Here is a 14121-nt window from a genome sequence, read left to right as displayed (position 1 = left end):
GTCTGTAAGGTTGGCTCCAAGCTCTGAAAGCCTTACATGAAAAGAGCTATGTCCATCCTTACCTAAATAGGACTACCGAATTCTCCAGAGGTGAAAGATCTTGGGACTTACTCAGAGATCAGGCTTTTGTTAGGGTGTGAGGCCCGATCGCCCGCTTCACCATCACACCACCGGGTAGTTGCTGCATCTCACTCATATATATAAGTAGTGTCTCCATTCCTTCGACTTGACTGACCGAGAGTGGGGTATGCCCTAAAGCCGATCGCCCGCGTGCAAGTGCTGTGATACAGAAATTGATTACAACCACTATCAGCCGTTAAGACTCGATCCTCTGCTGCAAGCTTCGCTAACGCAAGTTAGTCTCCTCAACATCTATATCTAAAAAGTGTAAATAACTCTCGGACTCAGTATTCGCAGCAATCACCAAACCAGTTTTCCCCCAAGGGGCGATCGCCCGAGGTGAGGCAGGGCCACTAAAATTCCCTACTTGAATGCCTTGAGTGTTTAATACTGCTATCTGCCCCTCAACATCTGCCAACACCCATCCCCAATTTGTTACACAAGCAGACACGGGTAAACTTGTCATGGGAATTCGCGCTAGCTTGAGCGGCCACAATTTCATGGACAACACGGCGGCTTTACCATTTTGGGGAATTCCCATCAACGTATAAGGCTCAGGTGTCAAGAGCATTTGTCTGATACAGGCAGATAATTTTACGGAACCGACTGATGTGCCACGGCGAGTGTAAACCCTAAAAATAGTTTGGGGATTTTTAGGTTCGTTGTCAGGCCAAATTGCTAAAACGTGTCGTCGATCCAAGAATGTTAATTCTGGTAAATAGTGTTCGGGTAGTGGCACAGTAGCGATCGGCTTCAAGACTTTTTCTCGATCGCCCGCATTACTATTGCCAACTAAAGCATAAAAACGCAGCTCGCCGGGAACAGCTACTGTCAACCAGCGACCGTGAGAATCAATAGCAGCTTTAAAAGCATCTGCACCTTGCCTTAAACCCATATCCAGTAGGCACTGAGGCTCAAGAGAGCGATCGTCGTTTAGCCAGTAAAGTTTTTGCTGAGTGAGAATGAAGCAGCCCTGGGAAGCAGGTAAAATGCCACGCACGATTTCCGGCATTAATATAGAAGTCGGCATTTCTTCTGTAACTAGCTGTTGTCCCGGCTGACACCAAACCTTCACCTCTTTACCTACAGCAGCGTAGAGATACTTTTCCGTGGCAATTAAAGCAGTCAGCGGTGCAGGAAGTATCAGCGGCTTTGGCTGCGAAACCCAATACCGCACAGTCCGAAGTAAATTAATAGCCGGTTGTGATGATTTTTCCTCTTCGACTTCGCTCGCAGAGTCAGTGTCCGACTTCAGACTTTTAGCGCCGCGGGTTGCGGGATTTTCCCAAGGGACAATGCAGTCGCCCAATTGCCTGACAGCGGGGTCGTACATGATTAGCCGCAAAGCTTGAGCCATTTGGGAAGCACTGGCAAAACGGCGGGCCGGCAGCTTTTCCAAGGACTTTTTGACTATTGCTTGCAAAGGTTCGGGGATGGCATCGGGAAGTTGCAAGCGTTGATTCAGGTGCGCCCACCTCAAGTCTCCGGGGGCTCCACCGAAAGGACGGTAGCCCATTAGTAACTCAAATAGTAGAATTCCCACTGCATATATATCTGACATGGGGGAATAAAGACCGTAAAACCGCTCTGGGGCCATGTAAGCGGGGGAACCTACGGTAGCGTCGGGAGAAATTTCTTGGTGGAGGCGAGTTGTACCGATTTCTGGTAGGCGGCGCGCGATACCAAAGTCAGACAGCCTGGGCGACCAACCTTTGGAGCCTAAAGTTAGGAGGATATTTTCGGGTTTGATGTCGCAGTGAACTACGCCTCGGCGGTGGGCGTAGTCTAAACCTGCTAAAAGTTCCATGACTAGCTGTAAACCTTCGAGCAGCCGCAAGGGGCGGTCTTGTTTGAGCAGGTTGCGGAGGGTTCCTCCTTCGCAGTAGTCCATAACCAAGTACCTGCCTGTAGCTGTGTGTTCGAGAGCTCGGCAGGTGACAATGTTGGGGTGTTGCAAGGTGATCAGAAACCACAACTCTCGCAAGAATTCGCTAGTTGGGGCTTTTTGATGGCTGAGTTCTTTGAGAGCAACCAGTTGGCTGGTAAGCCGGGAATCTTTGGCGGGAGTTTCTCGAACACTGGCACAAAAGACTCGGCCAAATTGCCCTTGTCCGACTAGCCCTAAAATGCGGTATTTAGAATGTTGCATCGGTCTAATTATAGAAAAAGCTTGAGCTAGTATTAAAATATGTAAAGAATTCTGACAAAAATTCAAATTTTTGAATCGATCGCCAGGTACTGCTATATTATCTCAGGTTCATTCTCCGTCGGCTAAGATCGATCGCTCTCGTAGCATCTACTAAAATCTTTGAGTTTCGCCGGGGAGTATAAATCTTGTCAGATTCGGGTGCCTGATCTGGAACTGCCTGTGGCTGCTATTTTAGTCGATCGCGAGTATTACAGTTTTTTCAAGGCCGTCCAAGAACCATCTAAGGTTTTAGCTTGTTCTCGGCTAAGCTGAGGAATAGGGGCGACTCAACAGCAATTACTACAACAGAAGCGCGGTTATGCAATATGGGTTTTAGAGCCGGAAGCCCATAATGTCGTCAAGCCATCTTCACCTTTTTGAGTGTTAGCCAATTTTTTTTGGCTTTGAATATGTCGATCGTACTTGCTAAATAGTCAATTTGACAGGATGAAAAATCAATATGGTTAAAATTATTAGACTAGATCCAATTGCCGAAGAAATGGCAGTGGAAACCCGATCGAATATCCTGTCTGCCTTACTTTCCAAAGACTTAGACGTTCTCAAGGAATGCGGGGGGCGTGGAATGTGTGCTACCTGCCACGTTTACATTAAAGAGGGCATGGAAGGCTTGTCTGACATGAACCGCCGGGAAAAGAGGACGCTGGAAGTCATTACTACAGCTAAAGCCAATTCGCGACTTGCTTGTCAGGCCCAAATTATGGGCGAGGGTGTAGTTGTACAGATACCTGCGGGGATGTACATTAATGCTATCGAAAACGTGGAAGCTCTGATCGGCCGCCGGGCCCAGCAAGATTTGCTGCACCCAATTACCGGTCAAGTAGTTGTGGAATCGGGAAAGTTGATTACTCGTTCGATCGTTACACAGCTTAATGAAACCCGCTTCCAAGTAGGACAGTATTTAGTTCGGACTAAAGAAGCTTAAAACTGATATGTTTGTATTTTAGTAGTAGAGAAAAACCTATGTTGAGCCAACTTGCGCGTTTAAGCATGGAAGCAGATGGACGCTACGCGACCGCTGAAGAACTGGTATTTTTGAAAGACTATTTTCAGTCTTTGAATCACCGAATGAGTGCTTATAAAAAAATTCAAGCCTCTGAAAAAGAAATTATGCGACTGGTGGAAGCACAAATGCAGTCTATCGACCCTAGTTTATTTCGCCGGGGGTCTCAAGATGTGACTGAAAAGTGCCGTGGAGATATTCTGCGGGTGTTGAGGCATTCGGCGGCAGCACTGTTGATTAATGATACTGAACGGTTGCGCGATCGGCTGCTGCTTTGGTTGCAAACTATTTTAGGCGCTGTTCAAGTTCGCAATAGTGCGACAGTGACCTACGATGTGATGAAAAAGGTACTCAAACAATATCTCACTGCTGAAGAAGTCAGCCTATTTTTTCCGATTCTGGACATGAACCGCACTTTACTCGGCAAATAATCAAGGTACTGGTATCGCCTTAACCGCGATAGATTTTGCCGTTAGGAAGAATAGCTCCAATAAAGTTCGCTCCCCTCAAATCCGCCTCACTCAGAATGGCTCCCCGGAGGTTGGCTCCTGTCAAGTCAGCTTTCCGCAAGTTGGCTTTACTCAGGTTAGCTTTGCTCAAGTCAATTTCATGCAGGCAAGAATTAGAAAGGTCGGCACTGATCAGGTAAGCTAGGCTCAAGTTGGCTTTGCTGAGGTTTGCCCCGCTCAAGTTAGCTTCCATCAGATAAGCACCGCTGAAGTTGGCTTCGTTCAACAATGCGTCTGCCATATTGATTCCAGTTAAAAGTTTGCGGCTCAAGTCTACACCGCCCAGATCTGCCCCACTGAGGTTGATACCGCTTAAGTGGGAGCCATTCAAAGTAATCTTTCTCAGGTAGGTTTTGCTCAGGTCTGCTTTGCACAAATTGGCTCTGTCCAAGCAAGCTTCGCTGAGGTCTGATTCGCTTAAACACGCACCGTTTAAATAGGCTTGAGTGAGGTTAGTTCTCCTAAGATTGGCTTTTAACAGGTTGGCTTTGCTGAGGTTAGCACGGGTTAAGTTGGCTCCGGCTAGGTTTGCTTTGGACAATTGGGCTCCGGTAAGCTGTGCTTCGCTCAAGTCTGCCTCTTTGAGACTCGCTTGACTCAAGTCTGCATCTTTGAAGTTGGCCCCGTTGAGATTGGCTTTAATCAAATAGGCTTTACTGAGATTTGCCTTGCTGAAAACGGCTTTGGTGAGGTTTGCTGCGCTCATATCTGCACCCATGAGATTGGCTCCGGCGAGGTTGGCGCCGGTGAGGTTTGCCCAATTCATGTGAGTTCCGGCGAGGTTGGCGCCGCTGAGATTGGCGCCGCTGAGATTGGCGCCGCTGAGACTTGCGGCGATGAGGTTGGCGCCGGTGAGATTGGCTCCGGTGAGGTTGGCTTTGCTGAGGTTGGCTCGGCTCAGATGGGCTTTGGTGAGGTCGGCTTGACTGAGGTTGACACCGATTAAGTAGGGTCTGTGCTGGTGTTCGTTGAGGTTGGCTAAACGTAGAGTTGGGGTATCGTTGGAACGGTATAAATCGATCGGACTCAACACAATGCCGCGCAGGTTTGCTTGTCTAAAATCTCTTTCGCCGGCTGCATATCTATTTAGAAGTTCATTGGCATCCATTAAGTTCGACCAAAAAATTTGAGGTTGTGGTTGCTTTTGAATTTTTATGAGTTTATTGGGGACTTTATAAATCGTCTAGCTGGGAGTTATAATTAGGGGGTTTTTAAATAGCTAAAACCAGTTTTTTAAATTTGGTAGTTTTTTGATAATTTAACTCTCAGCTTTGATGATATGGTGGATAAAATCGTTGCCGAAAAATCGAGATAACAGCTATTATCAACCAACTAATAGCTGTAAAAAAAAAATCAATTTTTTTGGCAAAGCTGACTGATAATAGCTTCGTGAGCTTGTCCTTCTTCGACCATAGAATCTGCTGGTTGGAGGCGATCGCGCAACCCTAAAATAAAGCGGTTGCAGTCCGATCCCAAGGATTCACAGGAGGTTTGTAGGCAGTGGAGTTCTCGACCTGTAAGCTGACTAAAGAAGGAACTTAAGATGCCTGCTTCTAGAAAACAGGCTGGTCGCTTCGACTTGGGAGCTGTTTTAGCAAAAAGAGAGTTGGCAATCTTTACTATTAAAAATCCCTGTTCGGAATGGCTGGGATCAAGTTCAAATGTTCCCCATCCGTGAGTTTTCCAGCACTGTTGCAAGGACTGAATAAATTCTACCATTTCCATTTCGGAAACTGGCTGATTATAGTATTCGCTGACTTCTTCGCAAAAACGCACGTAGAAGTTTTTCCCCCACCAGCGGCCGCAGTTAAATAGCACGAGGCGGGAAGCTTGACCTGTTTCTTTTTCTAAGCCGATATAAATGGCTTTAATTAGTGTTTCTGGGAGTGCAATGAGCCGATCGCCCCGGCGGTTTTCGAGCAGGCCAAGTTCGAGGTCGCCTCGGACGTAGGCATCGCTGGCAAAGTAGTTTCCAGGAAGTCGGGGCTGTTTGAGTAAGTCGGAAATATTAATCATCGGGAATTGGGAATTGGGAATTGGGAATTGGGAATTGGGAATTTGTCTACTCTTTATTACCTGCGTCAATAATCATTGACTGTGCTTGGTCAAAAAATGGTTGCAATATGGCTCGTGCTTGCTCGGAAAGCAGTTCTTTCAAGCGAGTTTGCAGCAAATTGCAAACAGTTGCTTCGATTTTTTGAGTTTGGTGGGCTGCGACTATGCCGGGAACCCAGTCGAGGAGTCGCTGTTCGAGAAAAACTCCATCGTTCAGCAGCATGGCCATAGCGCAGTACCGCAAGACTAAGAGCCAATGTTTGAGCGATCGTTCTAAGGTTTCTTGTTGTTCGTCGGGGAATTTTTCTTGTAGCTTGTTGGCTACTGGTTGGAAGATGCTTGCTTCCTTCTCTCGCAAAAATTCGTAAATTTTTAAGCGCTGGGCTAGGATTGCAGCTTGACGCTTAAAAGCTATGAGTTCTTCGCCTTTTAGAAAGCGGGTTTCTGCCTGATCCAGCAGGGCCTCAATCTCAGGGTGCATGATTTTTCTTAAGTGGTAATCGGTAATTGATCAAAGGAAGGAAGCAGGAAGAAGGAAGAAGGAAGAAGGAAGAAGGAAGAATGAGGGATTGCCCTATTTTTTGTTTTCCATTTTCCACACAGATTAAAAGAGGTCGAATAGGTCGTCAATGGTGATTTCTGCGGGTTCGGAAATATAAATTACTGGCAAGGGTGGCGGTAGCGGCAGGGCGCCCACTTCGGGAATTCCTTCCCAAGAAATAGCTTGAAAAAAGTCTGCTACCGATCGGGTTAAAGTCATGACTTGACCAGAAGTCGAGCCATTTTGGGTTTCTAAAGGTTTTCCCAGCCAATTGTAGTGACTAAAGAAGTCTTGGACAGATTTGTCCAACCATGAAGTTTGACTTTTCATCTTTCTTCCTGCCTGGAGAGGCTCACCATCACTGTACATCGCGAAATTGGTGAGAGAAAGGCAGGGCAGGGGATATGCCTTTCCGGGTTGTTTACCGCAATATTTCACCGTGTTCGAGTCGATTTTGAATATCGCGGGCGTTGGCACCTTCGTTGAGCCAGAATGCTGCTGCATCAATTTTATCTGGGTTGCCGAGGAGGAATTTACAATAGGTTTCTCCCATTGAATAACATTGGAGTTCTATGCAACTGAGAGGCTTTTTGACTAGAGATCCGAAGAAACCGGCAAATAAACCGGCGTAAATGTGACAAACTGGTTTGCCTACGTCGCCCAAAGTGCGAGCAACTGCTGAGTCAAAGACGTTGATGAAGATGCAGCCGTTTTTGCGATCGCTCATGTCAACTTCCCAGCGACCCCAACCTTGAGCCGTGAAAGGCCACCACCAAGTTTCTAGCAGAAACATCAGATTCGACTGGCGAATGTTCTGGCCGAATTCGGCGCTAAACCATTTTTGAAAAAATTCGGAATCTTGCAGCCCCCACTGGCAACCAATAGTATACATGATTACAGAGGAAGCCGGGCCTACTTCTTCTTCGAGTCCTTCTACCAAACCGATGATGAAGTCTTCGCTGGTAAAAATGTTGCGCGACTCGTTCCAATCGTTAAGTGTACCAAGCTCGCGATCGAAGACAAAAAAATCCTGAAACCTATAGTGGCTGTGAGTTTTAGGATGCTTTTGCTTCAGTAGGGATTCGCTGTGGGTGGAGATTTTTTTTTGAGCTGTAGAGACCATTTAGCGGGTTACTCCTTTTTGGTGTAATTGCTGAAAAATAGGGTCAAATAGAAGAAATAGATTTACCTGTGTATCCAATTTAACGTTATTTTTCTGAATGCAGGCACAGGGAATAAATTTTTACTGCAATATTATTAAGATGTGAAAATTTTAGGATGCTGAATTTAGGCGCGTGTTGGGACTTCTGCCTTTGGACAATTGCTATCTGACGCTTGGAGGCGAAAGTCGGTATAAGGTTAAACGGCGATGTGTTATCGTTTTGTGCAAGTTGTTCACTATATATAGGGCATATGGGGATGAAACATCACGCTTGTATTGCGATCGGCATCAATCAATATCAGTTACTCCAGCCTTTGAGTTATGCGCAAGAGGATGCAGAGGCACTTTACGGTTTTTTGACTGAGGAGGCTGGTTTTGCGCCGGATGGATGTCTGTTGATGACGGATAACTCGCCGTCGCTGTGGGGTCAATCTACGTATCCGAATCGGGAAAATATTCTGAGGTTGACGGAAAGTCTGTGCGCGGAACATCTACAACAGGGAGATTTACTCTGGTGTTTTTTTAGCGGCTACGGTGTCAGCTATGAAGGCAAGGATTATTTGATGCCGGTTGATGGTGATCCGGCTGATATTCAGGGTACGGGAATTCCGGTAGAGTTGCTGTTGAATACTCTGAAAAATGCTCCTACGGAAACGGTTTTGGTGCTGGTTGATATGAACCGCAGCCAGATTGTGAAGGCGGGGGAAACGATCGGCACTCAAACGGCAGAGCTGGCGCGGGAGCTGGAAATCCCGACGGTGCTTTCTTGCCGCCCGAATCAAGTTTCGCGGGAAACTTCTGCTTTGCGTCAAGGATTTTTTACGACGGCGCTTTTAGAGGGGTTGCGATCGGGACAGTGTACCACGCTTAAGGGTTTAGACCGTTTTTTGACCGATCGACTCCCGGAGCTATGCGATCACCATTTGCGTCCGAAACAAGAACCTTTGATGGTGGTGAATCCTCCAGGAAAGGCTCATTTGGTGATTTTGCCGGATGCTCTTGGAGTGGCGACTGCTGTGTTGGCAGGACGCAACGGCAATATGGCGGTTGCTATGGCTGATGGGATCGATCGCCCGCAAATGGCGACGGCTACGGCTCAAATTGAGATGCCGGAGGCTACTCGCAACGCGATTGATGGGCCGGTTGAGATGCCAGCGGTATCGAAGCAGCCGAATACTGTGGTTCGCGCAGGTGGGGGGGGCGATCGACCGAATTTGCAAAAGCCCGATGATACGGATAACGGGGGGTCGGACAAGTCATTTTTACAGCAGCTAATTTTGTGGAGTGGAGCTACGGCTTTGGTGCTGCTGTTGGGTGTTTTTTTGACAAACAAATCAATTTTTATTGGTCAGCAGGAAGGAGATCCTCGATCGACTACTGAGAATTCCCAAAACCCCGGCCCTCCAAAAGCTGCTGGTGGTGGAGTGGCGCAGAACCAACCGCGTGCGGTGCAAGCAGCGACTGATAGCAAGCAACCTCCGTCGAGCCAGCAGGTGTGGGCTGAGGCGAAAACTTTCCTCAAGGATGGTTCGGCTTCTAGTTTTAATCGAGCGGTGGTTAAGGCTCGAACGATTCCGCCTAGCGATCCGCTCTACCCGCAGGCTCAGCAGGATATTGAGCGCTGGAGTTTGGTGATTTTGGATATTGCTAACGGGCGGGCTGCTCGGGGCAATTTCTCCGGGGCGATCGGCGCGGCTAAATTGATGCCTGATGTGAATCAAGCGGTTTACAATCAGTCGAAACAGGCGATCGCTCAGTGGGAGGAGCTATCCAAAGAGCAGGATGTCAATGTTGCTTTGCTATTGGCGGCTGCGAGCCAAATTAAGCGGGGGGCTGCCTCTTCTTACAGTAAAGGAATCCAGCAAGCGAATAAAATTCAACCCGGTCAGCCAAAGCATGAAGAAGCTCAGCAGTTGATTGGAGAGTGGAGCGAAGCTATTCTCAAAATTGCTCAGTTGCGTGCCTCTCAAGGAAAGCTGAAAGATGCAGTTGAAACTGCTTCACTGGTGCCGTCAGATACCAAGAGTTATGAGCCTGCTCAAAAGGCGATCGCCAATTGGAAAACTAAGCTGCAACGCCAGAAAAAAGGTTGATTTAGTTAATAATTTCCCGGTTTCCCACCGGGAAATTATCTTAGCTAGGAGCCCAGATAGGTCTAGCAATCGATACCTCTTGACACTGCAAGAAGACACCGATACATCGATCGTATTAAATAAACCATAATATAATCGACTATTTCCCCTCCGACGACCCAGCGAGAGGGGATTTTCTATGCTGTCGGGTCGATGCGTTTTTGAAGGGTGAAATATATCCTAGATGCGGTTTTATTAATATCTTTTATGTACAACCTCGATCAAGCCGCCACACCCAAGTCAAAAACATCCTGATTTTTTCACCAAAATGATTGCTGTAGTGATGTTTGTTTGTCACAAAACTGGTTGAGACCAACTCCTAGATAAGTCAGTTTTAATCTCAAATTACAACATTTAAGTTTGGTATTTTATCACTTCAGATTAACCCGTTAATTATACTCGATATCAACTAATTTAGTGAATTGCATAATCGGCGATATATAACTGCTATCAAGCATTAACTGCGAAGCTCAAATCGGCACTTTCAAGCTTGATGGTACGGGTATTGACGTGTTGATTTGTTTGATCAAATTTTTGGGCTGTTAGGAGCGAGTGACGGATGGAAAACTGTGAAAAATTGTGCTGCTTTTAAATTATTAGAATTAATCGCTTTGTTATAAATTATACAAAATGAGCCGTACCTGGCAATTCTAGTCGGCGTGCGATCGCCTCTAATGAATTCAGAAAACAAATTCACCGCTACAGAGAGTAAAATGTCTGGATTCGCAAGCTGCGAGTCTTCGTTGGCGCGGACATCATAAAGCTGCCTTAATTAACACAAATCAGGGATTTGCAAGAAAAGCAAAAAATATATCATCAAGAAACAAGAATAAAAACTTGCTCGCTTATTGTAGCCACCGTAACAATACGTATGCCTGAAGTTATAGTCCACAGCGAAGCAGGTGGCGGGATCTAAATCAATAGGGTGATGTGGTAGTGTCTGGGTGTTAAGAGGAGTGCTCCAAGAGGAATATTCGGCGATCGATCTCTTCCTAATCGGGGAGGCTGAAACCTACGAAGGCAAGGATCTGGAGACTGTGCTGATTTTTTTGAACCCCGGAGAGTAGCGTTAGCACTAAACTCTGCATTATTGTAGGATTCGAGCCAAATTTGTAACAGTTCTTAACTATGAATAATTCTGTCAAAACTGCTAGTATAGTGACACTTTTGCTAGCAAAAACAGATAAAGTAAATAAAGTTGGCTAGCTCTAGAGGCCCCGATCCCCATCCAGGGGATGTTGAATCAATTGGATTCGTACCAAGTGGTTTTAGAGTTACAATTGGAAGCAAAGCATCGCTATTTAACTGAGTTCTTTAGTTACTTTTACTTTCTGCTATGAACGTGGATTTTATCAAAGCCCAAGTCAGGTTGCTACAGGGTGCAAGTTCATCGGAGCGAGAAACCCTTATTAAAAACATCGGCGTCTGTGCTGGCGTGATCAGACCCGGAGAGTACGTGACTCCACAACGGAAGTACGCCATCACTCTCTGGCTGCAAACAAATGCGGTGCGGCTCCGGCTTCCCCAACTTCCTATGGATTTATCGGGCCACAAGCCTTCACACGGAAGTAATTAAGGGGCAGCGACGGCATCACATAAAGGAGTCAATCTTGCCTAAAGGTGCTTTTTTATTGAGCTGTACAGCGTCAATGAGACACGATTCAGATTGAAAAAATGTTTGTAGGGAGAGTTGGGCCCGAAAAAATGCCTGGGGATCAGAAGTGGCCGACCACTTTGGTAGAAACAGGAAGTGAACGTCAAACCTGCTCTAAAAGTAGATTTGAGTAAGTTTTACAGAACGGGATTATTGTCCACTAAAACCTGGGTTATTTGCTTTTAGATTTGAGATTCAAGATTGAGTTCGTGCTGGATAAATTTGCTATTTGTGGATCGGCTGAAAAATCAACCCTATCCAATAGATATAACTAATTACATGGGCAGTCGTGAGACTGCCTTTACTTTTGAGTTCGGAGGCACAAGTGCTGTAAGTTACAAGAAACGCATCTACTTGCAGACAGAGTTTAGAGTTCTCATATATTTGTCAAGAAAAATACTGTGCCGAAAAAACAAAAATTTCCTTATTTAGTTGGTTCCCGATGGACTTCTCACCAAAAAACTTGGGGGTGGCGGCACTTTCAAGTAGTCAACAGAAAAAACGAAGGTCAATGGGTATTTGCGGAAATGGTGGCGGCTTGCGATCCCAATGTCCGTTTCTGGCTGAACGCCAAACAGCTCAAAGATCGATCGCTCTGGCAAGCTGGATGGCAGTCTACACAAGAATTAGAGGAATTAGAAGTGGTAGAGTAAAAGATAGCGCTTTGGGGTAGAGTGAGGTAGAGGTTGGTAATCGGTCATAGCAAGAAGGTAAAGTAATGAACAAAAAAGTTGTGTTCTTGGTGTGTTTGCTAATTAGTGCTGGATTGGGCGGTGCAGTTGGCGGAAAGTCGATCGCAATTCCAGTTCGCTCTAGCAACAATATTCTGTCTGCCGATATTCCACCTCCCGCAGTGGACTTGTCGAGACTAATCCTGACTTTACAAGACTTGCCCGTAGGTTTTGCAGAGATTCCACCGGCGACGGTTCAAAAACTGTCCAGCGGTCTCCAGACATTGAAACCAGCAAGCGTGTTTGCTTATAACAAGAGCGACGACCAGCACTTTCAAATAATCATAGGATTTACCAAAGATCTGACCAACCTGATCGATCGAACTCAATTTGATGCAGCAATGCGTGAAGATATTTTTGCAAAAGAATTCTCGAAAGGTTTAAATAGTAGTGGCAACAAGGAAGTTAACTTTACTAATCTTACTGCTTTAACCTTAGAAGAAAAGATTGGAGAGGTATCGCGTGGTTGGACAAATCAAGGACAAATACAAGGTGTAACCATGAATGTCGAAATCGCGGTGTTTCGGCGGGGGAAAATAGGAAGTTATCTGATAATTATGTATCTCGACGGCAGCAAACCGCCTGTAACGATTAGCGAAGCCGCAAGCAAACTTGACAAACGCATAATAGAATTGCAACCCGACTTAGCTAAACTACAATAAGTGGGTGCTGCAAGCGGTAAAAAAAAATCAGCCTTCTACCTGCCGATCGCACTCAGATTAGTTACATTAACAAAACTCGCGCACAAATAGCATAAAAACCTGGTTTTTATGCTATTTTTACCGATGACTGTTACCAGAAATTTTAATCGATCGCACCTGTTTTTACATCCAGAGATGATATCATGTCTGTTGAATTGCCCGTAATCACATTTTGTCGCTTAGTGGGGGCTGGTTTATAGATATTTTAGATATGAATTAGAGATTGTTTGCGAACCCGCCCCAACAAGTATTATGTTAATTGACCCGACACGCTCTGACTGAGAAGCAAGAGCCTCATTACAATAATTGATACCGAAATACCTATGAATGCCGCTGTTTCTCTGCAAAATGCCTGTAAAATCTACAACAAAATCCCAGTTGTCAATGACCTTTCGTTCACAATTGAAGCCGGAGAAATGTTCGGTCTCCTGGGCCCCAATGGTGCTGGCAAATCGACGACTATTCGGATGCTGACTACCCTGACTAAACCCAGCAGCGGTCAAATTCAGGTAGCTGGATATGACGTGATGCGCCAAAGTTTGCAAGTTAAACAGTCCATCGGGGTTGTCCTGCAACAAACAAGCGTGGATAATGAGCTTTCCGTCTGGGAAAATATGGAGTTTCACGGGCGGATGCACCACATCCCAAATCCGAAACGGCAACAGTTAATTAAGCAGTGGTTGGGATATGTAGAATTAGCGGAAAGGCGAGATGATTTAGTAAAAACTTTGTCGGGCGGAATGAAGCGGAGGTTGCAAATTGCCCGATCGCTTTTGCATGAACCGGAAATCTTATTTTTGGATGAACCGACTGTAGGGTTAGATCCGCAAACCCGACGGCGTTTGTGGGAAATTATTTTAGATTTGAATAAGCAGGGAATGACTATGCTGTTGACGACGCATTATATGGATGAGGTTGAGTATTTGTGCGATCGCATCGGGATTATGGATGGCGGTAAATTAATTAAACTGGGAACGTTGGCGCAATTGCGGCAGGAACACGGTCAAGGGTTGGTGATGAAGCAAATAGGCGATCGCTGGGAATACAAGTTTTTCCCGACTCTGGAAGAGGCTAATTTTTATCTGGATGCGAAAGATGATAAGACTGGTATGATGGTTCGTCCTTCTAATTTAGAGGATATTTTTGTAGAACTGACTGGCCGACAGTTGGATTGAGGGAGAGGGCGGGTTTTGCACTCAATAACTCGCTTGTATAGGAGTGATTATTAGCTTGACCCGCCCCGACAAGATATTGTTTTTTTTTGCAATGACCTACTTAATTGCTTTTTTCCGGTCAATTCCCAATTA

Annotated in this window: 13 protein-coding genes; 6 read left to right on the top strand and 7 right to left on the bottom strand. The window is 45.9% G+C overall.

Annotated features, from left to right (window positions below; translation table 11 throughout):
• Positions 1-118: 118 nt before the first annotated feature.
• Both QUB66_RS02760 and QUB66_RS02755 read right to left on the bottom strand, forming a co-directional pair.
• A complete protein-coding gene (locus QUB66_RS02760) occupies positions 119-307 on the bottom strand; it encodes a hypothetical protein (protein ID WP_332966217.1) in 189 nt (62 codons plus the stop codon).
• A 39-nt stretch (positions 308-346) separates the two neighbouring features.
• Entirely contained in the window at positions 347-2269 is a 1923-nt protein-coding gene (locus tag QUB66_RS02755) for a serine/threonine-protein kinase (protein ID WP_332966219.1), read from the bottom strand.
• Positions 2270-2768: 499 nt separating this feature from the next.
• Between QUB66_RS02755 and QUB66_RS02750 the strand changes: the two genes are divergently transcribed.
• Together QUB66_RS02750 and QUB66_RS02745 are read left to right on the top strand one after the other, a co-directional pair.
• Complete coding sequence (locus tag QUB66_RS02750) at positions 2769-3251, top strand: 2Fe-2S iron-sulfur cluster-binding protein (RefSeq protein WP_265233271.1); 483 nt, start codon at positions 2769-2771, stop codon at positions 3249-3251.
• Positions 3252-3289: 38 nt separating this feature from the next.
• On the top strand, positions 3290-3760 hold the full coding sequence (locus QUB66_RS02745) for a phycobilisome protein (RefSeq protein ID WP_265233270.1): 471 nt from the start codon (positions 3290-3292) through the stop codon (positions 3758-3760).
• A 19-nt stretch (positions 3761-3779) separates the two neighbouring features.
• On the opposite strand, the gene QUB66_RS02740 is transcribed toward QUB66_RS02745, so the two are convergent.
• From QUB66_RS02740 to QUB66_RS02720, 5 genes are all read right to left on the bottom strand, one after another.
• Positions 3780-4946 (bottom strand): pentapeptide repeat-containing protein, encoded by a 1167-nt coding sequence (locus QUB66_RS02740; protein WP_265233269.1) that lies wholly within the window; start codon positions 4944-4946, stop codon positions 3780-3782.
• A 245-nt stretch (positions 4947-5191) separates the two neighbouring features.
• The gene (locus QUB66_RS02735) at positions 5192-5854 is read right to left on the bottom strand and encodes a V4R domain-containing protein (RefSeq protein ID WP_265233268.1); all 663 of its coding nucleotides are present in this window, start codon (positions 5852-5854) and stop codon (positions 5192-5194) included.
• A gap of 46 nt (positions 5855-5900) precedes the next feature.
• Positions 5901-6374, bottom strand: coding sequence for a phycobilisome protein (locus QUB66_RS02730; protein ID WP_265233267.1), 474 nt, complete (start codon positions 6372-6374; stop codon positions 5901-5903).
• 123 nt (positions 6375-6497) lie between these two features.
• Positions 6498-6764 (bottom strand): hypothetical protein, encoded by a 267-nt coding sequence (locus QUB66_RS02725; protein ID WP_265233266.1) that lies wholly within the window; start codon positions 6762-6764, stop codon positions 6498-6500.
• A gap of 91 nt (positions 6765-6855) precedes the next feature.
• On the bottom strand, positions 6856-7557 hold the full coding sequence (locus QUB66_RS02720; RefSeq protein ID WP_265233265.1) for a V4R domain-containing protein: 702 nt from the start codon (positions 7555-7557) through the stop codon (positions 6856-6858).
• A gap of 296 nt (positions 7558-7853) precedes the next feature.
• On the opposite strand from QUB66_RS02720, the gene QUB66_RS02715 reads away from it, so the two are divergent.
• The 4 genes from QUB66_RS02715 (at position 7854) to QUB66_RS02700 (ending at position 13989) form a co-directional block, all read left to right on the top strand.
• The gene (locus QUB66_RS02715) at positions 7854-9689 is read left to right on the top strand and encodes a caspase family protein (protein ID WP_265233264.1); all 1836 of its coding nucleotides are present in this window, start codon (positions 7854-7856) and stop codon (positions 9687-9689) included.
• Between the two features lie 2094 nt (positions 9690-11783).
• Entirely contained in the window at positions 11784-12035 is a 252-nt protein-coding gene (locus QUB66_RS02710) for a TIGR02450 family Trp-rich protein (RefSeq protein ID WP_265233263.1), read from the top strand.
• A 65-nt stretch (positions 12036-12100) separates the two neighbouring features.
• Positions 12101-12775 (top strand): hypothetical protein, encoded by a 675-nt coding sequence (locus QUB66_RS02705; protein ID WP_332966222.1) that lies wholly within the window; start codon positions 12101-12103, stop codon positions 12773-12775.
• Between the two features lie 362 nt (positions 12776-13137).
• Entirely contained in the window at positions 13138-13989 is an 852-nt protein-coding gene (locus QUB66_RS02700) for an ABC transporter ATP-binding protein (RefSeq protein ID WP_265233261.1), read from the top strand.
• The last annotated feature ends 132 nt before the right edge of the window (positions 13990-14121 follow it).

Source organism: Microcoleus sp. A2-C3 (assembly GCF_036706065.1).
GTDB lineage: Bacteria > Cyanobacteriota > Cyanobacteriia > Cyanobacteriales > Microcoleaceae > Microcoleus.
Note: the sequence above shows the minus strand (reverse complement) of the source record. Positions and strands in the feature narration are given on the sequence as shown.

Excerpts from the sequence above, each read along its gene's own strand:
- QUB66_RS02755 (WP_332966219.1), bottom strand. The coding sequence starts at position 2,269 with ATGCAACATTCTAAATACCGCATTTTAGGGCTAGTCGGACAAGGGCAA.
- QUB66_RS02750 (WP_265233271.1), top strand. The coding sequence starts at position 2,769 with ATGGTTAAAATTATTAGACTAGATCCAATTGCCGAAGAAATGGCAGTG.
- QUB66_RS02745 (WP_265233270.1), top strand. The coding sequence starts at position 3,290 with ATGTTGAGCCAACTTGCGCGTTTAAGCATGGAAGCAGATGGACGCTAC.
- QUB66_RS02740 (WP_265233269.1), bottom strand. The coding sequence starts at position 4,946 with ATGGATGCCAATGAACTTCTAAATAGATATGCAGCCGGCGAAAGAGAT.
- QUB66_RS02735 (WP_265233268.1), bottom strand. The coding sequence starts at position 5,854 with ATGATTAATATTTCCGACTTACTCAAACAGCCCCGACTTCCTGGAAAC.
- QUB66_RS02730 (WP_265233267.1), bottom strand. The coding sequence starts at position 6,374 with ATGCACCCTGAGATTGAGGCCCTGCTGGATCAGGCAGAAACCCGCTTT.
- QUB66_RS02725 (WP_265233266.1), bottom strand. The coding sequence starts at position 6,764 with ATGAAAAGTCAAACTTCATGGTTGGACAAATCTGTCCAAGACTTCTTT.
- QUB66_RS02720 (WP_265233265.1), bottom strand. The coding sequence starts at position 7,557 with ATGGTCTCTACAGCTCAAAAAAAAATCTCCACCCACAGCGAATCCCTA.
- QUB66_RS02715 (WP_265233264.1), top strand. The coding sequence starts at position 7,854 with ATGAAACATCACGCTTGTATTGCGATCGGCATCAATCAATATCAGTTA.
- QUB66_RS02705 (WP_332966222.1), top strand. The coding sequence starts at position 12,101 with ATGAACAAAAAAGTTGTGTTCTTGGTGTGTTTGCTAATTAGTGCTGGA.
- QUB66_RS02700 (WP_265233261.1), top strand. The coding sequence starts at position 13,138 with ATGAATGCCGCTGTTTCTCTGCAAAATGCCTGTAAAATCTACAACAAA.